The organism is Novosphingobium sp., from assembly GCF_049240505.1.
Taxonomy (GTDB): domain Bacteria; phylum Pseudomonadota; class Alphaproteobacteria; order Sphingomonadales; family Sphingomonadaceae; genus Novosphingobium.
Genome location: NZ_JBMLSM010000048.1, coordinates 1 through 25,210, shown reverse-complemented (window position 1 = coordinate 25,210; position 25,210 = coordinate 1). Strand labels below are relative to the sequence as shown.

Annotated in this window: 18 protein-coding genes and 2 pseudogenes; 11 read left to right on the top strand and 9 right to left on the bottom strand. The window is 58.7% G+C overall.

Features of this window, described 5'->3' with window-relative positions; translation table 11 throughout:
* Window positions 1-130 (bottom strand): annotated as a pseudogene (locus ACOVQ0_RS04425) (electron transfer flavoprotein subunit beta/FixA family protein); the annotation flags it as partial.
* A 272-nt stretch (window positions 131-402) separates the two neighbouring features.
* Window positions 403-2,964, bottom strand: coding sequence for a TonB-dependent receptor (locus tag ACOVQ0_RS04420; protein ID WP_124809291.1), 2,562 nt, complete (start codon window positions 2,962-2,964; stop codon window positions 403-405).
* A 429-nt stretch (window positions 2,965-3,393) separates the two neighbouring features.
* On the opposite strand from ACOVQ0_RS04420, the gene ACOVQ0_RS04415 reads away from it, so the two are divergent.
* Window positions 3,394-4,764: an IS1380 family transposase gene (locus tag ACOVQ0_RS04415; RefSeq protein WP_124809292.1), complete on the top strand. Its 1,371-nt coding sequence runs from the start codon at window positions 3,394-3,396 to the stop codon at window positions 4,762-4,764.
* A gap of 330 nt (window positions 4,765-5,094) precedes the next feature.
* Here the strand turns inward: ACOVQ0_RS04415 and ACOVQ0_RS04410 are convergent, their stop codons facing one another.
* From ACOVQ0_RS04410 to ACOVQ0_RS04390, 5 genes are all read right to left on the bottom strand, one after another.
* Window positions 5,095-6,738 (bottom strand): flavin-containing monooxygenase, encoded by a 1,644-nt coding sequence (locus tag ACOVQ0_RS04410; RefSeq protein ID WP_029995535.1) that lies wholly within the window; start codon window positions 6,736-6,738, stop codon window positions 5,095-5,097.
* Between the two features lie 61 nt (window positions 6,739-6,799).
* Complete coding sequence (locus ACOVQ0_RS04405; RefSeq protein ID WP_029995534.1) at window positions 6,800-7,702, bottom strand: alpha/beta hydrolase; 903 nt, start codon at window positions 7,700-7,702, stop codon at window positions 6,800-6,802.
* A 168-nt stretch (window positions 7,703-7,870) separates the two neighbouring features.
* Window positions 7,871-9,076, bottom strand: a complete 1,206-nt coding sequence (pcaF, locus tag ACOVQ0_RS04400) for a 3-oxoadipyl-CoA thiolase (RefSeq protein WP_029995533.1) — start codon at window positions 9,074-9,076, stop codon at window positions 7,871-7,873.
* A gap of 22 nt (window positions 9,077-9,098) precedes the next feature.
* Window positions 9,099-11,168, bottom strand: coding sequence for an FAD-dependent oxidoreductase (locus ACOVQ0_RS04395; protein WP_223806615.1), 2,070 nt, complete (start codon window positions 11,166-11,168; stop codon window positions 9,099-9,101).
* Window positions 11,165-12,619 (bottom strand): NAD-dependent succinate-semialdehyde dehydrogenase, encoded by a 1,455-nt coding sequence (locus ACOVQ0_RS04390; protein WP_029995531.1) that lies wholly within the window; start codon window positions 12,617-12,619, stop codon window positions 11,165-11,167. Before ACOVQ0_RS04390 ends, ACOVQ0_RS04395 begins: the two co-directional genes overlap by 4 nt.
* A 212-nt stretch (window positions 12,620-12,831) precedes the next feature.
* Here ACOVQ0_RS04390 and ACOVQ0_RS04385 point away from each other — a divergent pair, with 212 nt between their 5' ends.
* From ACOVQ0_RS04385 to ACOVQ0_RS04360, 6 genes and pseudogenes are all read left to right on the top strand, one after another.
* Entirely contained in the window at window positions 12,832-13,572 is a 741-nt protein-coding gene (locus tag ACOVQ0_RS04385; RefSeq protein ID WP_421880607.1) for an IclR family transcriptional regulator, read from the top strand.
* A gap of 20 nt (window positions 13,573-13,592) precedes the next feature.
* A complete protein-coding gene (locus ACOVQ0_RS04380) occupies window positions 13,593-14,753 on the top strand; it encodes an acyl-CoA dehydrogenase family protein (RefSeq protein ID WP_029995529.1) in 1,161 nt (386 codons plus the stop codon).
* 29 nt (window positions 14,754-14,782) lie between these two features.
* Entirely contained in the window at window positions 14,783-15,937 is a 1,155-nt protein-coding gene (locus tag ACOVQ0_RS04375) for an iron-containing alcohol dehydrogenase (protein WP_029995528.1), read from the top strand.
* Window positions 15,934-17,142 carry a CaiB/BaiF CoA transferase family protein gene (locus tag ACOVQ0_RS04370; RefSeq protein ID WP_051170537.1) on the top strand — a complete coding sequence of 403 codons (1,209 nt, stop codon included), beginning with the start codon at window positions 15,934-15,936 and terminating at the stop codon, window positions 17,140-17,142. Before ACOVQ0_RS04375 ends, ACOVQ0_RS04370 begins: the two co-directional genes overlap by 4 nt.
* Before the next feature lie 61 nt (window positions 17,143-17,203).
* The gene (locus ACOVQ0_RS04365) at window positions 17,204-18,082 is read left to right on the top strand and encodes a helix-turn-helix domain-containing protein (RefSeq protein ID WP_081663831.1); all 879 of its coding nucleotides are present in this window, start codon (window positions 17,204-17,206) and stop codon (window positions 18,080-18,082) included.
* A 46-nt stretch (window positions 18,083-18,128) separates the two neighbouring features.
* A pseudogene (locus ACOVQ0_RS04360) lies at window positions 18,129-19,440 on the top strand (IS701 family transposase).
* A 61-nt stretch (window positions 19,441-19,501) separates the two neighbouring features.
* Here ACOVQ0_RS04360 and ACOVQ0_RS04355 read toward each other — a convergent pair.
* Entirely contained in the window at window positions 19,502-20,338 is an 837-nt protein-coding gene (locus ACOVQ0_RS04355) for a hypothetical protein (RefSeq protein WP_421880602.1), read from the bottom strand.
* 247 nt (window positions 20,339-20,585) lie between these two features.
* Here ACOVQ0_RS04355 and ACOVQ0_RS04350 point away from each other — a divergent pair, with 247 nt between their 5' ends.
* The 3 genes from ACOVQ0_RS04350 to ACOVQ0_RS04340 all read left to right on the top strand — a co-directional run bounded on the left by ACOVQ0_RS04350 (window position 20,586) and on the right by ACOVQ0_RS04340 (window position 23,490).
* Window positions 20,586-21,890, top strand: coding sequence for a DUF6946 family protein (locus ACOVQ0_RS04350; RefSeq protein ID WP_225011210.1), 1,305 nt, complete (start codon window positions 20,586-20,588; stop codon window positions 21,888-21,890).
* Window positions 21,891-22,042: 152 nt separating this feature from the next.
* The gene (locus ACOVQ0_RS04345) at window positions 22,043-22,378 is read left to right on the top strand and encodes a killer suppression protein HigA (RefSeq protein WP_124809294.1); all 336 of its coding nucleotides are present in this window, start codon (window positions 22,043-22,045) and stop codon (window positions 22,376-22,378) included.
* A 14-nt stretch (window positions 22,379-22,392) separates the two neighbouring features.
* Window positions 22,393-23,490 carry a HigA family addiction module antitoxin gene (locus ACOVQ0_RS04340; RefSeq protein WP_164975688.1) on the top strand — a complete coding sequence of 366 codons (1,098 nt, stop codon included), beginning with the start codon at window positions 22,393-22,395 and terminating at the stop codon, window positions 23,488-23,490.
* A gap of 47 nt (window positions 23,491-23,537) precedes the next feature.
* On the opposite strand, the gene ACOVQ0_RS04335 is transcribed toward ACOVQ0_RS04340, so the two are convergent.
* Window positions 23,538-24,161 (bottom strand): S24 family peptidase, encoded by a 624-nt coding sequence (locus ACOVQ0_RS04335; RefSeq protein WP_124809296.1) that lies wholly within the window; start codon window positions 24,159-24,161, stop codon window positions 23,538-23,540.
* A gap of 226 nt (window positions 24,162-24,387) precedes the next feature.
* On the opposite strand from ACOVQ0_RS04335, the gene ACOVQ0_RS04330 reads away from it, so the two are divergent.
* Window positions 24,388-25,210: IS110 family transposase (locus ACOVQ0_RS04330; RefSeq protein ID WP_421880597.1), on the top strand; the 823-nt coding region annotated here is incomplete at its 3' end.

Genomic DNA, 25,210 nt, shown 5'->3' with positions numbered 1-25,210 from the left:
CGACCGCGATCTCGTCAAACGGGTTCATGCTCATCTTCACGTTCGCAAGATCAACCCCCGTGCCATCCGCCTTCACCCGAGGCTTCACGTTGTAGTCGATCACGCGCTTCACGCAGACCAGGGCTTGCATGGGCAAACATCTCCGACGGCAAGGATGTCTATCGACCACGGATGGGTTCGTTCAAAGGAATGGGAGACAGCGGAACCCAAGTTCGCCGATGAATTTCCTCAATAGTAATAAAAAGACCGAGGAGCTATCGGCATCGACATTGTTGGCAAATGATACTGGCAATTATCTGGTTCAGAAAATCGCAGTTCAAAGAAGCCGTAGGTTGATGAAGACGCCGTAGCTACCTCGGTAAGGGTGGAACTTTACTTACGAAAAAATGCCTGAACCACGCCTCAGAACTTATAGGAGAGATCCACGCCGAACCGGCGCAGCGCGCCGCCTGCGATAAAGTCGCCCCCGAATTCCGGCGCGATCACAACGTCTTCAACGTAGTGCTTGTTGAAAAGGTTGGTAGAAAATGCCGAAATCGAAAAACTGCCGACATCCACGCCCAGCCTTGCGTTGACCGTCGCGAAAGTATCGCGTGTGGAATTGTCGTAAGTAGCCGGTAAGCCGAAGATCGTGGGTGTGGTATTTCGCTGAACCGTGTGAAATGGCGTCGGACCGACAACCCTGAAGTCGACACGGCCGACAAGATTGACAAGATCCGTGACGGGGGCGTTCATCTGAACGCCCCCGTTGATCGAAAAGTCAGGCGTCGCAGGAGATTTGTTTCCTACCGTATAAGGGCGGCCGGAATTCTTCTTGATTTCGCTCTTTGTATAATTCCCGTTGACAAACATCTTGAAAATTGGGGAGATCCTGTAGTCAATCGATCCTTCTATTCCGTAGATTTTCACCTTGTCGATGTTCGAGGTGCTGCGCAGCAAGCCGAAATCACCCACGAAGAATTCAAAGAACTGCATATTCTTGACGTTGGTCAGGAAGCTTGCCACCTCGAAGTTGAGGCCGTTGAACGGACGTCCCTTCACCCCAATCTCAAACGCGCTGTTGGTTTCCTTCTTGATCAGGTCCGGAACCGAGATTCCCGCGCTGATGCCCACGGGCGGTGGTGGATTGAAGTAGCCGTTGATGATCGCCTCGGTGCCTGCCGGATTGAAGCCGCCAGCCTTGAAGCCGATGCCCCAGTTCCCGAAGATCGTGAGATCATTGTTCGGCTTGTAGGTGATCGTTATCTTCGGCTGGAGTTGCTTGAAGGTTGAAGAAATCGGCGCGATCACCCCAGATGGGTTGTATGCCGGATCAAGGCCGGGGTTGAGGAAATAGTTCGAGGGAGTCGTCGCGGTTCCAATCGGATACCCGGTACGCGGATTGCCAACCCAGCGCGTGCGAGCATTTACCGGAACATTGTTGATACGGTCACGCGCTTCGATATCATAGCGTAGCGCGACACCGAGGCGCAGCTTGTCGGTAGCGTCCCAGTCTCCGGCCGCAAATGCGGCATAAACATTGGTCCGATAGTTGTCATCTGTCAGGTTTTCGGTCGGGAAGCGGGGGTCCATCGTAAAGCACTGACGCGTCCCGCCAAGTCCCGTGTCAAGCGTCAGGTTCACACAAACCCGCCTGTCGATGAAGATGTAGCTTCCACCCAGCTGCCAGTTGAAGGAAGAGCCTTCCCCACCCATGAGCCGGATTTCGGAAATTACGTCTGTCTGCGTACGGCGATTGCCCTGGATGCCGTCGCAAGTGGAAGGCGAATAGGGCATCGCAAAGCCGAATGCCGCATTGTATTTCGTGAACGGTGCCTGGTTGACAACCCCTGCGGTGGCCGCACGGCTGCGGAGGCAGGTCGGTTCATTGTTGAAGAAGCCGAACGCGCCGCTGGTCCCACCGGCAATGTATTCGTTCTTGTTGTTGTTATATGCGACAACACCGATCAGCGAACCGAAGTCGAAATTCTGTCGCAGCCTCATCGATGCGCCATAAGTCCGCTGCCAGTGCTTGGCCTCGGTGTCATCGGTAAAGATGAACTTGTGATCGCTGACCTTTGCGTTGAATATCGGATCGTTGAACGCCTGGGCGAGCGTAGGAATCTGGAAAACCGCATTGAAGCTCAGTGCGCCGCCGTGGCTCCTGCCATAGTTGGCCTTCAGGTCGATTTCGGTATCGTCCGAAGGTGCCAGCAGGATTCGCCCGAAGAGGTTCAGCTTGTTGTAGCTGTCTACCGATGCCGGATTGCCGCGATAACCATAGACGCTCTGATGCAAATCCGATCCGACAAACGTGTTGCGATAATAGCCGTCCGACTTGGTCCACTCACCGTTAAGTACGAACCCGACACTGTCGGTGATGGGGCCGCTCAACAGTCCGGACATGAGGTACGTATTGTCGTTCGCGACACGCCCCTTGATCTGCCCGGACAATTCCGGCGTAGGCTTTTTGGTGGTGATCACGATTGCACCGGCCGACGCATTGCGCCCGTAGATCGCGCCTTGCGGACCCTTGAGGATTTCCACCTGTGCAAGCGCACCCTGGGGCTCGTTGGTCGAGGCGATACTCGTCTTGAGCACGCCATCGACCACCAAGGCAATGTTGTTCTCCGCATCGCGGGGGCTGTTCAGGCCTCTGATGTTGATCGACACGTCGGATGGATCGGTCGTCGCGGTTTGAATGGTGACACCCGATGTCAGGTTCACGAAATCGACCGCGACGCGTGCCTTGGTGTTTTCGATCGTGTCTGCGGACAGCACGGCCACCGACGCCGGGACATTCTTCAAGGATTCGTTCTGCTGCCGTGCGGTAACAATGATTTCCTCGACTTCGCTTCCGGATGAAGTCTGTTCAGCCTGGGCATCATTACTGCTCGCAACAGCCTGTGCGCTCACATTCCCAGGGATCAGCGCCAAGGCCCACGTACAGCCACACATGAGACGCGATATTGTTTTCAAATTCATTTTGCCCTCTCCCTTGCTTACCAAGCTCGGCTGTGCGCGCCGTTACAGTTGCGCATAGGTGTCCAGATGCAGACTTGGTTTCCCGTTGGGGGTAAAGCCGAAGAGGCGCATGAGTCTTGGAGATCCTTGCGAACAAGGATTGAACAATCCTGCGAGGGTGCACCAAGAAGGCTTGCCCCAATCACCCTGCATTCCGCTCAAGAAGCATCAAGGCTGCCGGCGCAGAAGGCACGCTTCTTGTCGAGCCGGAAGGGGCCACGATCCGACGGGGAACAAGCCCAATGGGGGGACACCCTTCCGGTTGCGCCCGATGGGTGGCTAGCCCGTCTTATTCACCGGCGGGGGCCTGAAGGGTTGGCGGGAGTGGCATAAGCCTCTGATCTGAATTAGGAACTGGGTGTCTACGCCGACCCTGCTGCAGGGCAGAAAATGCCACAGGCCACACCCGCCATGAAAGACGTTATCTCAACCTCATTCCGATTCCCAGCGGTCGGCGGGAAGAAGATCACAGCCGCGTTTGATGGTGGCCGACTAACCTCGGACGGCGGCGTTCTGCTGCTTGCGCAGGCCGAGCGCGCGATGGGGCTCTGCCGGCGGCTTGCGAGTTGCATCGCCGACCCGCGTGACCCGACGCGGGTGATCCATCGCCTCGATGACATCCTACGTGCCCGGGTGTTCGCGATCGCGTGCGGCTATGAAGATGCCGATGATCTCGACGCCCTGCGCGACGATCCGGGCTTCCGCCTGGCGCTGGGCAAGTTGCCGGGATCGGGCGCGGGGCTTGCCAGCCAACCGACGATGAGCCGCTGGGAGAATGCTCCGACCACACGTGAGCTGGCCAGGATGATGGCTGAGATGATCGGCGTCTACTGCGCCAGCTATCCGGCTCCACCGGCGGCGGTGACGCTGGACCTCGATGATACCTGCGATGTCGTGCACGGCTATCAGCAGTTGTCCTTCTGGAACGGGCATCACGGTGAGCGCTGCTTCCTGCCGATCCATGTGTACGACACCGCGACCGGTCGTCCGGTCGCGATTCTGCTGCGCACCGGCAAGACGCCGTCGGGCGCCGAAGTTGCCGGCCACATCCGGCGCCTGGTGCGTCATATCCGCCGGTACTGGCCGGAAACGCACATCACCTTCTGCGGCGACGGGCATTATGGCCGCCCCGAAGTCAAGGCCTTCTGCGAGGCCCACCGCGTCGATTACGTGTTCGGCTTGCCGACCAATGCCGCGCTGCGTGCTGATACGGTCATCGTTGCCATCGTCGATGCCTGCGCGGTCAAGCGGGCCACGGCCCAGTATCCGGTCCTGCGCAACTATGCCGAAACGCACTACGGCGCGAAGAGTTGGAAGTGCCAGCGCCGCGTCGTCGCCCGGATCGAGGCCAGCACGCTGGGCATGGACATCCGCTATGTCGTCACCTCACTGACCGAAGGCTCAGCCGAGCATATCTATGACACGCTCTACTGCGCGCGCGGCCAGACCGAAAGGCTGATCAAGCGCCACAAGGCTCAACTCGCTAGCGATCGCACCTCGTGCCGATCCGCCAACGCCAACCAGATGCGCCTCATCCTCCACACCGCTGTCTACTGGCTGATGTGGCGCATCCAACAGGAAATCCCCAAGACAGCCGCGCTCGCCACAGCCGAGTTCGCAACGCTACGCCTGCGGCTGCTCAAGGTCGCTGCCCGCGTCATCGAAACCTCCTCGCGTATCCATCTCGCCTTCGCGTCAGCCTGCCCGGACGCCGGCGTGTTCAAAGCCATCGCCACCATTCTCCGGCCAGCACCGACATAGCCAGTGCGGCAGTGCCGATGAAAGCCCGAACCCTCGTCCATCAACCTCGAAAAGCCCATCGCTCCTGCTGCGGGGAAAAACGCCGGCGCCGGCGCTCGCCCAGATCACGCGGCAACCGACCCACCAAACCCTAAACACCCCAGTGCAGCGGGCTCATGAATAAGCCGGGCTAGAGGCGATGCCGCGAAATCGAGCCTTGATTGCTGACAACCCCTCGATCGACGGGCCACAAGCAGCGTGTCCCCCGCACGACCGAACCTGTCACGGCCTTGCGGGGGATGGGGAATGCAACAGTCCGGTCGTTCAGACGCGAACGAATTTCGATGGTCATCAAAGCGCGGTGGTTGCAGTCTGACGATCGAATATCATCGATTCGTAGCCCGAATTCCGTACCGATTGAAGTTCTGAACGGTAATTGCCGAGACCACCGAGATAAAACATCACTGCGTTTTTCTTGCCAGGAATGTTCGCCCCGAAAATCCACGATTCCGCCTTAGGGAACAGTGTCATGTTGGCAATTGTCCGGCAGGTTTCCACCCAGGCATCTTCGGCTTCCTGCGTCGGCTCGATAGTGGAGCGGCCGTCAGCTTCCATGGTTGCAATCGTGTCGGAAATCCATTCCACCTGGCTTTCGAGACTGGGAGGAAGGTTTGTGAATGGACCGTTGGGGCCCAGGATCATGAACATGTTCGGAAAGTCGGCTTCCATCATCCCGAGGTAACCCAGAGGGCCATCGGCCCACTTGTCCCGGATGGTGACGCCACCGCGTCCCCGAATATCGATCTTCGTATAGTTTCCATCGACCGCATCGAAACCTGTAGCGAAAATCACCGCGTCAAGTTCGTGTTCGATCCCACTGGCCAAGCGGATGCCTCTTGTCGTGAATTCTGCGATCGGATCGTCCTTGACGTCTGCCAGCGATACGTTTTTCCGGTTGTAAACACCGTAATAATCCGTCGCGCACAGCGGGCGCTTGGCATAGATATCGCCGGGCGTCAGTTTCCGGGCGATTTCTGGATCCTTCACGATCTTGGCAATTTTCCGCTTGATGAAGTTTGCCGCCGAGGTGTTAACCTCATCGCTGATCGCGACATCGTTGAAGGTCTCGAACATGAAGCGGAATCCACCACCGCGCTGCCACGCTTCCTCGAATACGCACTCCCGCTCGGCCTCGGGGACGTCGATTCCCGCAACGGTGCTCTCGACAAAACCGAAGGCGACATTCGAACTCTTTATCTGCTTCCAGATTTCGTCATAGTTGGCCTTGTAGGTATCGATCGTCTCAGTGTCTTCGGGCCAGTTTCCGATCGGAACGACGTATTGGGCAGATCGTTGGAATACGGTCAGGTGCTTTACCTGGGGCGCCAGGGCAATGATCACCTGAATTCCGGTTGAGCCCGTCCCGATTATGCCGACACGCTTTCCGCTGAGATCGACCCCTTCAGGCCACGCGCCTGTATGGTAAATGTCACCGGCATAGTCGTCGATGCCACAGAACGTCGGCTTGTTGATCGCCGAAAGAAGTCCCAGGCCGGTAATGAGATACTTGGCCGATGCCGTCTCACCCTTGTCCGTTACTACATGCCATAGCCCAGTCGCTTCGTCGAAACGGGTCGATACTATCTTGGTGTTGAACTGATAGCTGCTGCGCAAGTCGAAGCGGTCAGCGACATTGTTGAGATATTCCAAAATCTCGGGCTGAGTGAGATAGCGGGTCTGCCAGCTGCCTTGATCAAGGAGTTCCTTGTCGAATGAGAAGCGATAGCAGAAGCTCTCGGTATCCGAGAGCGCTCCCGGGTAACGATTCCAGTACCAGGTCCCTCCGACATCGCTCGCATTGTCATAGGCCTTTACGTGGAGACCCTGGTCATTACGCAGCTTGTGGACCGCATAGAGCCCTCCGAAGCCTCCGCCGATCACAATTGCGTCAAAGTCCGCGCCAGGGGTCTTTGTCGCGGTCACATTTCTGATCATATTTACCTCCAGCGCGGGATTTCCGCGCAAACCATTGTTGCAAGATGCGTTTTTCCGGCGGTCAAAGTGCGCGATACCACGCTGAGATCCTGAGCAATTCGTCGTCCGCCTCATGCGCGCGCCCGGCAAGGGCCGGAAAGACATGCTGCATTCCGGGGACGACCGAGAGGGTGACGGAAACGCCTGCGTTGCGAGCTTTTTCGCTCAACGACTCGGCATCGCTCAGCAATGCCTCGGCTCCACCGGCATTGATATAAAGCGGCGGGAAGCCCTGAAAGTCATTCTCGAGTGGATTGGCCAGCGGATCCAGCGGGTCCGCAGTGCCGCCAAGAAACATCGAGATCATGCCCTCGAGTATCTGGCGCCCGACAAGAGCGTCCGTCGCCGCGTTGGCTTCGAGTGTCGCGCCACGCAGCGCCATGTCCAGCCAGGGAGAAAAAGCTATGATGCTGCCCGGAAGTTGCCGGCCCAGCTCACGGAGCCGAAACGCAATGGCAATGGCGAGATTGCCGCCCGCACTGTCCCCCGCAGTCGTTATGAATCCAGGGTGGAAACCTCTTTCGATCAAACCGAGATATGCGGCGATCCCGTCTTCGATCTGGGCAGGGAACGGAAATTCGGGGGACCGCCGGTAATCGGGAATGAACGCAGTTACGCCCAGAGCGCTGGCAAGATGCCCTGCGAGCTTGCGATGACTATCTGCCGATCCCACGGCGAAACCTCCGCCGTGGGTGTAGAGAATGACGCGCGCGGAATCGGCGTCTTGCGGAAATGCCCATATTCCCGGGACTCCGCCGACTTCATCTGATTTGTAGCTTACGCCCTCGGGTTCACGTGCTGGTTTGCCCCACTCGTCGAACATACTGCGCAAATCGGCAATCGACATTGCGGGATTGGCGGCCATCCGGCTGCTCCAATCCTCGTACAATTCGCGCAGGAAATCTGCTTCCCGATTGTCCGCCATTTGGCCTCTCCATCCATCTTTTTTTGAACGCCCCAATCGATCGTTGTCCGAAACTTCGGGCGGCCGAGAGCTGATCCAGTGGAGAAGCTATGTCGTGCTTGGCTTCAGGTCTTGAATTTTACTGCGCGTTCCGTTGTCGTTTTTTGCGGCCACCCAGAGGCAGGTCTCCTAGACCCGCTCCAGCAGCAGCGCGCTTCCTTGTCCGACGCCCACGCACATAGACACAATGGCGTAGCGCCCGGTCCCTTGAGCAAGTTCAATCGCTGCGCTGCCCGTAATCCGTGCCCCGGACATGCCCAGCGGATGACCGAGCGCGATCGCTCCGCCGTTGGGATTTACGCGATGATCTTCATCATCCAGACCCAACGACCGCGTGCAGGCCAGCGCCTGGCTGGCAAAGGCTTCGTTCAGTTCGATCACGCCGATGTCGCCCATCGTCAGCGATTGCCGAGCGAGTATCTTTCTGATCGCCGGAACCGGACCGATACCCATGATCCGGGGAGGAACCCCAGCTGCCGCAGCGGTCACCACTCGGGCAAGGGGTGTCAGCCCATATCGACGAACAGCTTCCTTCGACGCCAGCAGCAATGCTGCGGCACCATCGTTCACCCCGGATGCGTTTCCTGCCGTGACGGTCCCGTCGGTACGCACGATTGGTCGTAGTCGAGCGAGGTCATCTATGGTCGTGTTCGGTTTCGGATGCTCGTCAGCGTCAATTATCGCGGCTTGCCCCCGCTTCACTGGGGCGCTGACCGCCACGATTTCCCGCGCCAATCGTCCGTTGCTGCCTGCTCTGGCAGCCTTGGCCTGCGACCGCAGGGCAAAGGCATCCTGATCGGTCCGCCCGATCGAATACTCCATCGCGACGTTTTCGGCGGTCTCGGGCATCGAGTCGACGCCATAGCTCGTCTGCATCGCCGGATTGACGAATCGCCATCCAATGGTCGTATCCTCCATGGCGACAGCGCGTGAGAACGCGGTTTCGGCTTTTAGCTGAACAAACGGGGCTCGACTCATGCTCTCCACGCCGCCAGCGATCACAAGCTGGAGTTCACCGCACCGTATCGACCGGGCACCAGTGATAACCGCCTCAAGACCTGAGGCGCAAAGGCGATTCAGGGTCAGGCCGGGAACTTCCTCGGGTAGGCCCGCGAGCAGGGCAGCCATGCGGGCCACGTTTCGGTTGTCCTCGCCTGCCTGATTTGCGCAGCCAAGCAGGACCTCATCGATCTCGACCAGGTCGATCGACCGATTTCGCTCGATCAGGGATCTGATCGGAACAGCGGCCAGATCGTCGGCGCGTACCCTGGCAAGGGCCCCGCCGTGGCGGCCGATCGGCGTGCGGATGAAATCGCAGATGAACACATCAGCCATGTCTTCAGACCTATCTTCAAGTTCAGGCATCCGCGAACGACCTGGCGTCGCGAACCAGGTTCGTGATCAGTGAAGGGACTCTCCAGCCCAGAGGGTCGGCGGACGAAAACTCGGTGATCCTTGCAACCACGCAAGCCGGAGTCAATGTGTCCGCGTGATACATCAGTCCCCCTCGCCAGCGAGGGAATCCGTAGCCATGAACCAAGACCAGATCGATGTCCTGTGTCGAGGCGGCGATTCCTTCTTCAAGAATAAGGCAGGCTTCGACGATCATGGACGTGATAATTCGATCGACAATCTGCGCCTCACTCAAAGTCCGACGGGCAAAGCCTTCTTTCGCCGAGATCGCCACGATGAGGTCTTCGACCAAGGCGGACGGCCGGAGCCGACCCGCGTCATCGTAATCATACCAGCCAGCCATCGATTTACGGCCAAGTCTACCATGCTCTTCGACCAGGCACTCGAGTATGGGAAGCATTCTTGCGTCGGCGCGGCCGTCCAGGCGTTGTCGCTGGCGATTGGCATATGCAATATCGAGACCCGACATGTCCTGGGCTTCATAGGGGCCCATGGCCATGCCGAATCCCCGCATTGCCGCATCGATGCTCGACGGTGTTGCGCCCTCGGCAAGAAGGATGTCCGCCGTTTGGCGATATCGGGTCAGTATCCGGTTTCCGATGAAGCCATCGCACACACCGGCCACGACCGGCACTTTGCCTAGCATCCTGGCGAGCGCGATGCCCACGCCAAGAGTTTCCGGAGCCGTTCTGCCACCACGCACGATCTCGAGCAGTTTCATCACGTGCGCAGGACTGAAGAAGTGCAATCCCAGGAAGCGCGCGGGCTCGGGAACACTTTCCGCCAGAAGATCGACATCCAGGTACGAGGTATTCGTTGCGAGAATTGTCGAAGGCGGCAGATTGTCACCAAGGGCTGCAAAGATAGCCTTTTTGACAGCGAAATTCTCGAACACGGCTTCGATGGCGATGTCAGCCGCCCCGAGATTTTCGAGCCCCACCACCACGTTCGTCAAACTGCTGATACTGTTAGCCTCTTTCTCGGTCAGGACCCCCTTCTTTGTGCCTTGTTCGACCAGCCCCGAGAATCGCCGCCGGGCATCTGCTGCCCGCTGGGCATCCATCTCGACCAAGGTCACCGTGATTGAGGCTCGGGCAAGGGCGTAGGCTATGCTCGCGCCCATATTCCCCCCGCCTACGACAATCGCCCGTTCGATCGGACGGTCTGGTCTTGGGTAACATGACCGGGTTGAAGCGGCGCGCTCGGCGAAGAAGATGTGGCGCAATGCCTTGGCCTGATCGGATCCGCGAAGTTCGAGGAAGGCCTCCCGCTCGCGATTCATCCCGACATCAAGGTCCCAGTCGGTACTCCCGGCCACCAGTTCCAGCGCGCGCTCGGGGGCCTTCTGCCCTCGGGCGCGGCGGGCAGCATCCCTGGCAATGGCCGACACCGCATCTGGATGTGCCGCTGGCGCGGGACGCCGGTCGGCGACCAGCATGGTATCGAGTTGATTCCGGTCCATGCCGAGAGCGGCGGCGACGGGATCGGATGCAACACTATCGACAAGTCCGATATCATGCGCCTCCCGTGCCGACAGCAGCCTTCCGTGCACAATCATGTCGAGCGCGTGGGGGATGCCCACAATACGGGGCAGACGCTGCGTTCCACCAGCGCCCGGCACTACCCCGAGCGTCACTTCGGGCAGGCCCAGCCGGGCCGAAGGTGCGGCAACCCTGCACCGGCAGGCCAGCGCAATCTCGAGGCCTCCGCCAAGCGCGCTCCCATTGATCGCAGCGATGGTCGGCACGGAGAGTTGCGCGATCTCCCGCAGCACGTCGTTCAAATGCGGCTCTATCGGAGCATCGCCAAATTCCCGGGCATCGGCCCCGGCCACGAACGCCTTGCCTGCCCCGGTTATGACAATTCGCTCGGGATCGCTGGCGGCGGCCGTGCGTATCGCCGCAAGCAGGGCGGCACGTACCGCAGCCTTCAGGAGGTTGAGCGGAGGATTGTCGATGGTCAGAAGCGCAACACGATTTCGCCACTCGATCCGCACCAGTTGCCCATCGCTCACGCACAAACTCCTGCGAAACGCGAAACGAATTTCGTGTTGAGGTAGCCATCGAAAGTCTCGCTGCCGCCTTCGGTGCCATATCCACTGTCACGGACCCCTCCGAACGGGGTTTCGGGCAAGGCCAGTCCAAAATGATTGATGCTGACCATGCCGGCCTGCAGGCATGCCGCAGCGCGGTCCGCGCGTTCAAGCGAGTTGGTGAAGACATAGGACGCCAGGCCGAACGGCAATGCGTTTGCCCGATCGATGGCATCGCTCATGTCGTCAAAGCGCGAAACCACGGCGATGGGGCCAAAAGGTTCATCCCGCATCAGCGCGATACGATCGTCCGCAGTATCGACGATAGTCGGTGCGAAGAAATAGCCCGCATTCCCCTGTCGTGTGCCGCCGGCAAGGATGGCGGCTCCACCGGCGCGCGCGTCGTCGACCAGGCGTTCCATTTCGGCAATCCGCCGGGCGTGACACACTGGCCCCATCTGGATATCGGGCTCAAGGCCGTCACCCACTTTGACCGTCGCAAAGGCATCAACCAGAGCTGCGACAAAGCGTTTGTGAACGCTCGCCTGCACAAAGAACCTGGTCGGCGATATGCAGACCTGTCCTGCGTTGCGCAGCTTGTTGCCGGCCAGCACCCTTGCGGTCGCCTCGGCGTCTGCATCATCGAAAATCAGGACAGGCGCATGACCGCCAAGTTCCATCGTGGCGCGCTTCATGTGACGACCAGCGAGTTCGGCAAGGCTCTTGCCGACTTCGACCGATCCGGTGAAGGTGATCTTGCGAACATCGGGATGGGCCACCAATGTTTCTGAAATCATTGCGGCATTGCCCCAGACGAGATTGAGGCATCCATCAGGCAATCCCGCTTCCTGCAGATAGCGGGCGATGGCCATACACGCAGACGGGGCTTCCGCAGGGCCTTTCAGGATCATTGTGCAACCGCAGGCCAATGCTGCGGCAACCTTTCGCACTGCCTGGCTCAAAGGGAAGTTCCATGGCGTGATTGCCAGGCAGACGCCCACCGGTTCCCGCAGAACCTGCTGCTGTACAGCAGGGGATCGCGATGGGATTATGCGACCGTAGATGCGACGCCCTTCTTCGGCGTGCCAATCGATATGATCGGCCGAAGAACGCACTTCAACAATCGCTTCGGCCAATGGCTTTCCCTCGTCGAGGGTAATGGCGGCTGCAATTGCCTGTTCGTTCTCACGAAGCAGATTGGCAAACCTGCGCAGTATGGCGCTGCGATCAAGCGGCGAAAGCTGCCGCCACCCTTCGAATGCCACGCGGGCCGATCTCACCGAAGCCTCGAGATCATCGGGCGTCGCTTTCGCGATAAGCCCGATCTGCTGGGCGGTCGCCGGGTTGATGACGGGCTGGGTTTCGCGCTCTTCCGGGCCGATCCACGTGCCTGCGATGAACAGTGCGATGTCTGCATAGTCATGTTGAGTCATAACAATCCTCTTCACCGTCGAGTTTTGGCAACCACGCGGAACTGGACAAACCCGATTTTATTCCGCTCTGCGGAAATATATTCCGCAATATTGACAAACCTCTTACTACCAGTGTAGAGACATTTCAAGTCGGCAACGGCCGGGGTGAGAGGAGTATTGCGGTGCGACCGCGCAAGGAGCTTTCAAAACAGGAAGGTACGGACCGCGATTTCGTGGTTGCCCTGGCGCGTGGACTCGAGGTCTTGCGCGCTTTCCGCAGGGAGGGTGAGGCGCTGGGCAACGGCGATTTTGCCGCTCGGACCGGCTTGAGCAAATCGACCATATCGAGATTGACTTATACGCTGCACCGCCTTGGCTACCTCAGCTTCGACCCGGAAACAGCCCGATACCGCCTCGCCCCGCCGGTACTTTCGCTGGGATTCTCATGCCTTGCCGGATTGCCGGTCATAGATCTGGCCAAGCCGTACATGCAGGAACTTGCAGACTATTCGGGCATGCCTGTTGCGCTGGCAGGCAGGGATCGCCTGACGATGATATACTTGGAGCGTTGCCGCGGCTCGAACCCGATCACGCTCGCGATCGACGTGGGAGCCCATATCAAACTGGCGACCACGGCCGTGGGCCGCGCCTTTCTGGCGGGGATATCCGAAGAGCGCAGATCTGAAATTATCGAGGACATCCGCCACCACGAGGGTCAGGCATGGCCGGCAATCGAGAGAGGGATAAATGATGCTCTCGAGACCTACGCCAAACACGGATACTGCCTCTCGATCGGCGAATGGAAGGCGGATGTGAACTCCGTTGCCGTGCCCTTCATCCCTGCAAACGGTGCGCCCGTTCTGGCCTTCAATTGCGGCGGGGCGGCATCTCATCTGACTCGCGACTGGATCGAAACCGACATTGCTGCCCGGCTGATTGAACTTGTCCGCAACGTCAGCGCCATTTCGCCCTGAGCCTTTAGGAAGCCCATTTCATGTCAATGGACAACGAAACTCTTTCACAGTTCCTGGACACGCTGGATCGCTTTGTTCGCGAGCGGCTCATTCCGTGCGAAACCGAGGTGGCCGAGAATGATGCAATTCCCCAGGCTCTTGCCGAGGAAATCCGGAACATGGGTCTTTTCGGCATGTCGATACCCGAGGCGTTTGGTGGCCTCGGCCTGACCATGTCCGAAGAGGTAAAGGCGGCATTTATTCTTGGTCAAGCATCTCCCGCATTCCGATCTCTGTTCGGCACGAACAACGGCATTGGATCGCAGGGTATCATCATTGACGGCACGCCTGAGCAAAGGGAGCACTACCTGCCTCGCCTAGCCACGGGCGAATTGATTTCATCCTTTGCCCTGACAGAGCCCGATGCTGGCTCCGACGCTGGCTCACTTTCCACATCCGCGAAGCGGGACAGCGAGCACTTTGTGATAAATGGCACCAAGCGCTATATTACCAACGCTCCGCTGGCAGGGTTATTTACGGTGTTCGCCCGTACCAAGCCGGGAACCAAAGGTTCCTCCGGGGTCACCGCCTTCCTCGTGGACGGGACTACCCCTGGTATCTCGTTCGGTGCACGCGATCGCAAGATGGGACAGAAGGGATCGCAGACCTGCGATGTGATCTTCCAGGATGTGCGTGTGCATGAATCGTCGATCATCGGCGGGCCTGAATTCGAAAACAAAGGGTTTCGGACAGCGATGAAGGTCCTTGATCGCGGCCGCTTACACATATCAGCTATATGCGTCGGGGCCGCCGAGCGGCTGATCAAGGAAAGCCTCGCTTACGCCCTGGAGCGTAAGCAGTTCGGTGAACCCCTAGCCGAAAAGCAGCTTATTCAGGCCATGCTGGCTGACAGCAAGGCCGAGGCTTTTGCCGCACGATGCATGATCGAGGAAACCGCTCGTCGGCGCGACGCGGGCCAGGACGTGTCAACCGACGCGGCGTGCTGCAAGATGTTCGCCAGCGAGATGGTCGGCCGGGTCGCGGATCGCGCAGTCCAGATTCATGGCGGCGCGGGCTATATGTCTGAATACCCGGTGGAGCGGTTCTACCGCGATGTGCGCCTGTTCCGTATCTACGAAGGCACCACCCAAATTCAACAACTGATAATCGCCCGAAACATGATCAAGGAAGCCGCCTTCTGATCGGAGCAACTTCCTCACCGGAGAAACTTATGGACCTCAACTTCCTGTCTTGTCCGCGCATTATTTGCAAAGCGGGATCGCTGTCCCAAGTCGGTGACCTCGTCTGCGAGCTGGGAGGCAGCCGAGTCCTGCTCGTCACCGATCCTGGCATTGTGGCTTGTGGATTTTCCGAACAGGCCATGTCCAGCCTCGGTGCGGCAGGCATCGCGGTCGAGATTTTTGACCGCGTAGCAGCAGATCCGCCCATGGCAATCGTCTCGGAAGCTGTTGGATTCGCCAAATCGTTCGGAGCCGACGCAATTATCGGCCTAGGTGGAGGAAGCTCCCTCGATACGGCCAAGGTGGTCGCGCTGGCAGCGGCGAGCGGCCAGACTATCGACGGCATGATTGGTGTCGGCAAAGCAATCGGCCAAAGGCTTCCACTCATCCAGATTCCCACAACCGCCGGCACTGGCTCGGAAGTGACGTCGGTTTCCGTCTTGACCAGTGCCAAACAGGAAAAGCTGGCTGTTTACGCGCCGCAACTGCTTCCAGACATTGCGCTGCTGGACGCAGCGCTTACACTCGGCATGCCTCGCAAGATCACGGCAGCGACCGCACTCGATGCCATGGTCCACGCCATCGAGGCTTCGACGAGCAGGACTCGCAAGAATTTGATTTCCGACGGTCTGGCAGACAAGGCCCTTTCGCTCCTGGGGCAAAACTTGCCGCGCGTCCTCGACACCCCATCGGATCTAGCCGCACGCGAAGCAATGTTGCTGGGCGCAACCCTTGCAGGCATGGCATTCATCAACGCCAGCGTGGGTTCGATCCATGCACTATCGTACCCGCTGGGAAGCCATTTTCACGTGCCGCATGGACATGGCAATGCTCTGGTTGCTGCACCAGTGATGCGCTTCAATCTGGTAGTCGCAGAAGCTGAATACGCGCATCTTGCCAAGGTATTCTTGCCGAATCGGACCTTTGCAAGCAACGCGGAGGCTGCCAATAGTCTCATTTCGGCAATGGAGGAAATGTTCGCAGCGAGCGGTCTGGAAACGCGGCTATCGCAGCTGGGCATTTCTGCCGATGCCGTTCCGGCGATGGCGCGCGAAGTCACCACGGGACTTACTCGCCTGATAGCCAACAATCCTTGCGACATGTCTTATGATGATGTCGTGTCACTATACGAAAACGTGCTATGACCTCGGGTCCCCTCACAGGAATCCGTGTCGTTGACCTCAGCCGTGTTCTCGGCGGACCATACTGCACGCAAGTTCTCGCCGACTACGGCGCCGACATCATCAAGATCGAACCACCTCAAGGAGACGAGACGCGAGGATGGGGCCCTCCATTCAAGGATGGTCTCAGCGCCTATTTTTCGGGCGCAAATCGCAACAAGCGATCGATCGGCATCGACGTTGGCAAGCCCGAAGGACGCACGGTCGTGCTCAAGCTGCTGGAGAGCGCGGATGTGCTGGTCCACAACTTCAAGAGCGGGACTTTGGAAAAATGGGGGCTGGGCTACGATCAAGTGCTTCAAGCGCTGTTCCCGAAGCTTGTCCTTTGTCATGTGACGGGCTTCGGCGCTGACGGTCCCCTGGGCGGACATCCGGGTTATGACGCGGTGGTCCAAGCAATGACCGGATTGATGAGCATCAACGGCGACCCCGGAAACGGGCCGGTCCGTATGGGCACTCCGGTGGTTGATATCGGGACCGGCCTTATTGCCTGCAATGCAATCCTTGCCGCATTGATCGAGCGCGGCAGATCGGGGCTTGGCCAGAAAATCGAGGTTCCGCTCTACGACTGTGCGATCAGCATGCTGCATCCTCAGGCCGCCAACGCCCTGATGTCAGGCAAAATTCCGGTAGCAACGGGCAACGGACATCCGAACATCGTGCCTTATGACATGTTTGAGACGCGCACCGGAAAGATCTATCTTGCCGTTGGCAACAATGGCCAGTTCGCCAAACTTTGTGCAGTTTTGAAACGCCCGGATATTGCCGTGGACGCCCGCTTCGTCGATAATGCCGCAAGAATCGCGCATCGCAGGGAACTTGGCGAGTTGCTGACGCAATGCCTTGCCGAGCTTGAGGCCGAAACTCTCGAACATATGCTGCTGAATGCCGGCGTGCCGACAGGCGTTGTGCGCAACGTGAGCGAGGCGCTGGCGCATCCCCATACCATTCACCGAAACATGGTGGTGAAGATGGGCAATTACAGCGGCACGGGAATTCCGGCACTGTTCGGCCGGACGCCCGGGTCTATCCGCAGTGCACCGCCAAGCTTCGGGCAGGACAGCCGGTGCATTCTGCTTGAATCTGGGTACAGCGAAGCTCAAATTGCACAGATGGAAGAGCAAGCCATAGTGTTTGGTGCAGGAGAGAACGAAACTGGCCAGGTTTGAAATGGCCGATCTCGACTGAGATTTTTCCAATCACCATGCGCTCTGGGTTGGGGGGTGAGCCATGAATGATCTAATTCCGCCAGAAGATATCACGAAATGGATTCCTGGACGCAAAACGATCGACAGCACTGCACAAGGCTGGCGCGGATTAACATTAATGGGTTATCGTTACGCTGGCCTCGAAGTCGAGATTCCGCCGATGCGGGATTATATGATCGTGGTCTATCAAGACGCCGATACCAGCATGCGCCGTCGTTGCAATGGCCCTTGGCAAACCGAGAAACTTCGGCCGGGCTCCATTTCCCTGCTCACACGGGGTGAACAATCGACGTGGCAATGGGACGATGCGATCAACGTCAGGCATATCTATCTTGGCCATAGTGCGATCAGCGAAACCGCTGCCCAAATATTTGACCGGGACCTCGCGAGCATCGATATTGCAGACCGTGTTTGTACGACGGATAATATGATCCAATTCTGTCTAAATATGCTTGAACAGGAATACAGTGGTTTTGGAGTAGGCGAGTGCCTCTTCATTGATGCATTACGAACGCAACTTGCAGTCCACCTGATCAGAAACTATGCTGATATTGCAATAAAGGAAACTCATATTGGTACTTTAGGATCAAATTTGCGGAAGGTGGTTTCAGAGTACATCGAGGAATCGCTAGGCGATCGAATTCATCTCGAGGATTTGGCATCGATCGCGGGATTAAGCCCGTTTCATTTTTCCCGAAGGTTCAAGCTCGAATTCGGCGTGACACCACATGCATTCGTAATTCAACGAAAAATTAAGAAAGCAAAGGCATTGCTTCTCAAACGGGATCTGCCTTTGAAAGCGATTGCGGCTGATTGCGGTTTCTCCGATCAAAGCCATATGAACAGAACATTCAGAAAGGTGTTAGGCATTACACCAGCGGAATATCGCCGATCTGCCTAGCACTACTTTGGCAGAAATGTGATTTTGGGGATTCCCCTGACGTCGAATGCGTGATTCATGGAGAGCCAGCTTTGACGGAGGCTGGCGATGGGCGAGAACTGGCAGGCAGACTTGGAGCGGTGGCTTGGAGCGGTGGCTTGGCCCGTATTTGGAGGGGCTGGGGAACAAGACAGGACGTCGGATGTGTCCGGCCTATATCGCCGGCCTGATTGGGCCGGGTGATCGCAAGAGCATTCAGCCCATGGCGGCCCGGTCGGACGCGGTCGCTTATGACCGGCTGCATCATTTCATCGGTGCCGGCCTGTGGGACAGCGCCCCGCTGGAAGCGACCTTGTGGAGCCAGGCGGACGAACTGGTTGGCGGTGACGACGCTTGGCTGATCATCGACGACACCGCCCTGCCGAAGAAGGGCAAGGCGTCAGTGGGTGTCGCACCCCAATACGCCACGGCGCTGGGCAAGAACGCGAACTGCCAGACGCTGGTGTCAGTGACGTTGGCCTCCGGCGAAGTTCCACTCATGCTGAGCTTGCGTTTGTTCCTACCGGAAAGCTGGACGAGCGATGTTGGGCGGATGGACAAGGCCGGCGTGCCTGCTTCCTTGCAGGAATATCGCACGAAGCCAGAGATCGCGATCGAGGAGATCGATCGCGTTATCGCGGCCGGGGTGCGCTTCGGCTGCGTGCTGGCCGATGCCGGTTATGGGTTGTCCGCTCCGTTCCGGCAGGCACTGAGCGAGCGCGGCCTGTGCTGGGCCGTCGGCATCCCCCCGGCACCAGAAGATCTACCCGGCCGACGTGCAACTGATCTTTCCGGTCGCTGGTCGCGGGCGGCCCCGGGTGCGGCACGTGCCGGACGTCAAATCCCGGGCCGCACACACCATGCTCGAAGCCGCGAAGTGGCGTCAGGTTAGTTGGCGCAAGGGAACGAAGGGACGCCTAGCCGCACGCTTTGCCGCCGTGCGTGTGCGCATCGCCGACGGAGCTCCCCAGCGGATCGGCTCCGCCGGAGCCCAGCACATGCCGGGGGAGGAAGCCTGGCTGGTGGGCGAGCATCGCTCGAACGGCGAACGCAAATGCTATCTCTCGAACCTGCCCGCCGGCACCCCGGTCAAGGACCTGGCCGGCGCAATCAAAGCGCGCTGGATATGCGAGCAAGCTCATCAGCAACTCAAGGAAGAGCTCGGCCTGGATCACTTCGAGGGCCGGTCCTGGACCGGACTCCACCGCCACGCTTTAATGACCATGATGGCCTATGCCTACCTCCAAAGCCGCCGGATCGCTCAGGCGGGACGGAAAAAAAAGAGTCCTTGGCCCGCCGCCGCAACCCACACTGCCAGCAGTGCGCCAAGCCATTCTTGACCACCTGTCACGCTCTCCACCGCCCCAATGTCCTCGCTGCGGATGCCTCTTGAACGCAAGGTCAACCAAACTTCTGCCAAAGTAGTGCTAGGGTCTCGGCCTTTGCATACCATTCGTGCCCCGCAGGGAGGTCCCCAAGCTCGATGTGGACAGCGCCCAACAAAGTGCATGGTCTATAGTCGCTTGAGGTCAGTTGATGCGCTTCGCTTGCCAGTGCCTTCGCCTCGTCGAGGCGGCGCAGGTCACGCATTGCTCCGCCACGCGTTGTCGCCAAGGCCGACCTAAGTTTGGGATTTGATCCGACCTTTGCCAAGGCCGCGTCGGTCAGACGCAAAGCTCGCTCCGGTTCACCAGCCTTACGCCAATGCCCGCTCGCATTCACGGCATTCCAGGGATCACCGCTGCTTTCCCATGCTTTGGTCAGGGCTTTGGCTTCCAACGCATGCCAGGCTCTCTGCAGTTCGTCGGTCCAGCAGTAATCGGCCTCGGTCTTGAGCCATGCGAGGTCCTCGACAGTGAGGCGTTGCCCGGTGGCGACCTGCCTGAGTAGCGCCATCACGCGCCGATAATCTTCGCTTTCGATATATCCCACGCCGAAGCGTTGCCGCAGTTCCTTGGCCTCTCGATTTCGACGGAGGGCGGGGTCATTAGCCATGGCGGCGAAGGTTGCCTTGACCGCAGCGGCTCTGGCATCAGCGCGTTCCGCCAATTCTGCCGCATCCTTCACGGCCTTGACCGAAGCCTCTTCAATGCGCGCGGCTTGCTCCTGCTCGGCCGCGGCCTGAAACTCTCCCAGGGTTGCCTTACCGTCCGTCAAGGTGACGAGTGCATGCAGGCCGGTCGTGGCGAGAAACTGCCGCTGTAGCGTGGCCACCTGCTCGCCTGCATCGATCCTCAAGAGAATCCCGTTTAACCGGGCGCCCAGTTGAGTGGCGCCGGGGAGGTCCTCAAGAAAATAGCGTTCCGCTAGGTCCGTGTGGTGAGATCGTGTCATTGCCCTATTTTACGCTCGCGGTCCTGCGCGCCGAGGATATCTTCACTTCCGACATCGTGCGACTTTCTATGTGGCACGCTGGCCTTTTGGATCTCTTAACATCTCAAGGCGAGCTCGTCGTATGGCCGTGAGCCTATTGCCTGCTGTTGACATGATGCTGGAAGAAAAGGAGCTCGGCGCCATGCAAAGTGAATCGACCATCCGCCGCCTGCATGTCCCGGTATTGCGACCCGAAGACGTGATCCATCACCTCGGATCTCCAACGCATTGGCAGCCAGGTCGTTCTGCCAAATCGGTGGCTGATCTCTGGTTTTCTGTGAACGGGCTTCCGCCTTCAGTGAAATCGGCTCTCAATCATGACCCCGCGTTCAAGGGAGCTACATTGGTCGATGCGTTTTTTGAGCGCCCGGTCGACCTTGGTGATGGTCAGCGACCGAGTCAGACCGACCTCATGGCGATCCTTCGTCTTAATAGGCACCTTGGTGTTCTGGCCGTCGAGGCGAAAGTGGACGAGACTTTCGGCCCGACAGTCCAGGAGTGGCTTTCAGAAGCAAAAGGGGATGCGACCGCACGCCCGGCACGCCTGGAGCGGCTATGCCGAAATCTCGATCTCGATCCGGCGACGGTCGGGAAAATTCGATACCAACTCATTCACCGCACGGCCTCCGCAGTCATCGAAGCCCAACGCTATTGCGCGCGCGATGCAGCGATGATCGTTCAGAGCTTTTGCCCGAAACGCTCTTGGTTTGACGACTACCGGGCCTTTGCCGAGGCCATGGGTTTTCCAGATGCGCCAGTCGGCGCAATCACTCCGGCAAAGGTCTGCGACGGCGTTGCGCTGCGGATCGGATGGGTAGCGGAGCCAAACGGAGGGGCGATCAAGCGGCTCGGGACGGCACGAACCGTTCCTGCGCTCACGGAATTGGGCCGGGTACAGCTGTCGAAATCCTTCTTCATGCGTGACATGCTCTATTCGGAAGTGGCCATGGTCCACGGGCTCAACAACGCGCCCGATGACCCGGACCTAGCCATTAAGGCGGGCAAGCGGCTGTGCGAGGACCTGCTCGAGCCACTGCAGGATCAGTGGGGGCGGATCGCGATCCGCTCGGCTTACCGCTCGTGCGAGGTGAACGGCTTCTGCAACGAAATGCAGCGCAAGAAGAAGGCTGGCTACACCTGCGCGTCCAACGAGAGCAACTACGCCGGACACATTTGGGATCGCCTTGACGCCGGAGGCTGCTTGGGGGCGATGGCCTGCGTAGTCGTTCCCAGTTTCTGGGCGAACAATCAGGAGCCAGGTGATTGGCGGATCCTGGCGCGATGGATTCACGAGAATCTGCCTTATTCGACGCTGTATTTCTTTCCGACCTATTGGGCGTTCAACATCGGCTGGCATGAGCGGCCCGAACGGACGATCAAAAGCTATGCGGAGCCGGCAGGCCTATTCACGCCTTAAGATGGAAAAGCGAACAGACGTAATCATGGAGGCAAGGTCGCCTGTCTCGGGTCGACGCCAAGTCAGCAATAGCTCGACCGCACCCTCCCTTGCGCAATCAGCAAGCCTCCGTTAAGGCGTTACCTATTAGGTAACGAAAATGAGCCATTCTCTTGGATATCGATTTTCGAAAGCGCAAGCTCGAGAAGACCTTCAATGCGCAGGCAGAATTGCTCAAAGCCTATGGGACACCCATGGCCAAGGCGATCATGAAGCGCATGACGGTGCTTCGTGCTTCGCGCGACCTGAGTCTGGTGCCGGTTACGCCTCCCGAACGAAGGCATCAGCTGACCGAGCACCGGGACGAGCAGTTTGCAGTCGACTTGGTTCATCCCAAGCGACTGATTTTTGAAGTGAACCATGATCCAATCCCTCGCAACGAAGACGGGGGAATCGATCTAACCAAGGTGACAGCGATAACGATCATCGAAGTGGTCGATTATCACTGATGGAGAATGCAACGATGGCGACCGCAGCCAATCAGTTCCGACCGGACTATGCCGTTCCACCCGGCTGGATCCTCGAAGAACGCCTGGAAGTCCATGGCATGTCACAAGCTGAGTTCGCTCGGCGATGCGGGCGCTCGGCCAAGCTCATCAGCGAGATTATTGCCGGCAAGGCACCACTTGAACCGGAAACTGCAATCCAGTTCGAGAAGGTTCTCGGAGTTGACGCCGATCTGTGGCTCTCGATCGAGTCCGGTTACCAGCTCCATCGAGCCCGTGAGGCTGACGCAGCACGGGCAAAGGACGCTATCGCCTGGTCGAAGACATTCCCCATCAATGACTTGGTAAAGCGCCGCTGCTTCCCAAAGCCCGTCAATCCCGTCGACGCGGTCTCGAAGCTGCTTGCGTTCTTCGGCGTAGGATCGCTCGACGCTTGGAATAGCCAGTACGGCTTGGCGAAGGTTGCCTATCGGCACTCACCGTCGTTCAAAAGCAATGAAGTTGCGCTCGCGACCTGGCTGCGTCTCGGCGAACTCGATGCGGAGCAGCAGGAGTGTGCAGATTATAGCGAAACGCAGTTCAAGCTGGCGTTGAAGCAGATCCGTGCCCTCACGCGTGAACCCGTCGAGCGAGCCGTTCCCCTTGTGCGCGCGCTCTGCAACGAGGCCGGTGTCGCAGTCGCTTTAGTGCCGCCGCTTGCAAAGACCGCGCTTAGTGGCGCCGCATGGTGGATTTCGCCTCGTAAGCCCGTGATCCAGCTCAGTGCACGCCATAAATCAGACGACCATTTGTGGTTCAGCTTCTTTCACGAAGCCGCGCACATTCTGCTCCACAGCAAGAAGAACGTTTTCGTCGATGACAAGTCGCGCGATGGCACCGACGAGGAAAAGGAGGCCGATGCATGGGCCTGCAACACTCTCGTTCCGACTTCCGCGTGGAGACAGTTCGTCGCAACCGAACCGCGCAGCGAACGGGCGGTTCTCGACTTTGCTGACAGCCAGGGTATCGCGCCAGGCATTGTCGTCGGCATGCTTCAACACAGCGGCATCTTGCCTTGGACCCATTTGAATGGCCTGAAGATCCGCCTCAAGTGGTCAACCGGCGCCGAGGATTGAGCGGTCGTGCGCCTCGCTCTGACGGGGCAACGCTCGAGCCGGCGGATTCACGCTAGCTGCATGCCGATCCAGATGACGCGCCCTACGATCTGTATCGCGTTTCTGATTAGTCCATCCCAGTTGGGATAGTTTGGATTGTCAGTCAGTACGGCGATGCGGTTTCGCGCCGGTTCGAGCGCGATCCTTCGTACCAGCAATCCGGTATCGGCTCGGATGACGTAGAGTCCGTCGCGAGGATTTTCGTTGGCGAGATAGCGCTGAATCAGCACCTCATCGCCATCCCGCAATGTCGGATACATCGCGTCGCCTTCGATTCTGACGATCGAAACTCCCGTCGGCTTGTGACTGAGACTGCGCAGCCATGCCTCGTCGACCAGACGGACACGCCCAAGGCTATCGTCAGCATCGGTGGCGCCAAGAACCGGGATCGCAATCGTCGATAGCCCCGCGCTTTCCGGAACCTCGTCTCCGCCAAAGACAGCGGCGGGGACGCCAAAATGAACCGACAGCTGCGCGATGTCGCTGTCGTCGAGATGCGCCGGGCTACCCCGCTTGATGAACTGTTGGATGTAGGCCGCATTCCGGCTCAGCAGGCGCGAGACTGACGAATAAGATTCGCCCCGTTCCTTGATTAGCTCGTCGAGCGCGCGGCGAGGATCGAGCTTGGCCATTCCTACGATTTCCTAGAACATGTTTCGTAATTCGAAGGAGCAATCCCATTCGGCGAATCCATTTCCGATTGCTACCCTCACATTGGTTTGCGGACGTCGGAAGTTTGCAGGGCTCCTGCCGCGAGATTAAATGACGCCGCGCCAAAATGCTATGTTTTCATGGAGGATAGTGTTGGCAGGTCGGAGGTACTGGGTTGGTTTGGATACCGGAGTTGCGGAAACAGCAGTGTGCCTCATCGACGAATTCGGTGAAATCCTGTTCGAAGGAAAACGAGAAACGCATGCTGGCCAGATAAAGGATATCCTGCGCCCATTTGGTGTCGAAGCGGTGCAGCGCATCACCATCGAAGCGGGCGTAGGCACTCACATGGTGCGTGAACTCCAGGCTCAGGGCTTTCCCGTCTATGTCGCTGAGGTTCGTCGTGCCTCCAAGTTCCTCGCTATCCGGCGGCAGAAGACTGACTCCAACGATGCGAGAGGGCTTGCGGAGCTCGGCCGCGTCGGACGCACCATCGGGGCAGAGGTCTTCGTAAAGCCACTCGACTGTCAGAACTTGCGCAGCCTCCTCAATGTCCGCAAGAACCTCATTCAGCAGCGCATGAAGATCGACGCCCTGGTTCAGTCCATCGTCCGTTTGCACGGAGGAAAGCTGAAGACGAGCAGCGGGGTTGGCAGGCTCGCGAGCGGCATCGAAGATCAGCTGGAAATTCTGCGGGCGGACGGGCTCGATGTCGATGCCGACGTCCGGCCGCTCATTTCGATTGCGGAAAACCTTCGTTCGCATATTGCAGGAATGGACAAGCGGCTCCGTGCGGCAGCTCTTGCTCATCCGGTTTGTTCAAACCTCATGACCGTCCCTGGCGTCGGTCCAATCACCGCCTTGTCCTTTTACAGCGCCATCGGCGATCCGTCGCGCTTTCAGCGAACCCGCGATGTTGGCCCCTATTTCGGATTGACCCCAACAATCCATCAGTCGGGCGTTCTCGCCCGGGTCGGCCGGATCAGCAGGTTCGGTAGCAAGCTCACGCGGACTCACCTGGTTTCGGCTG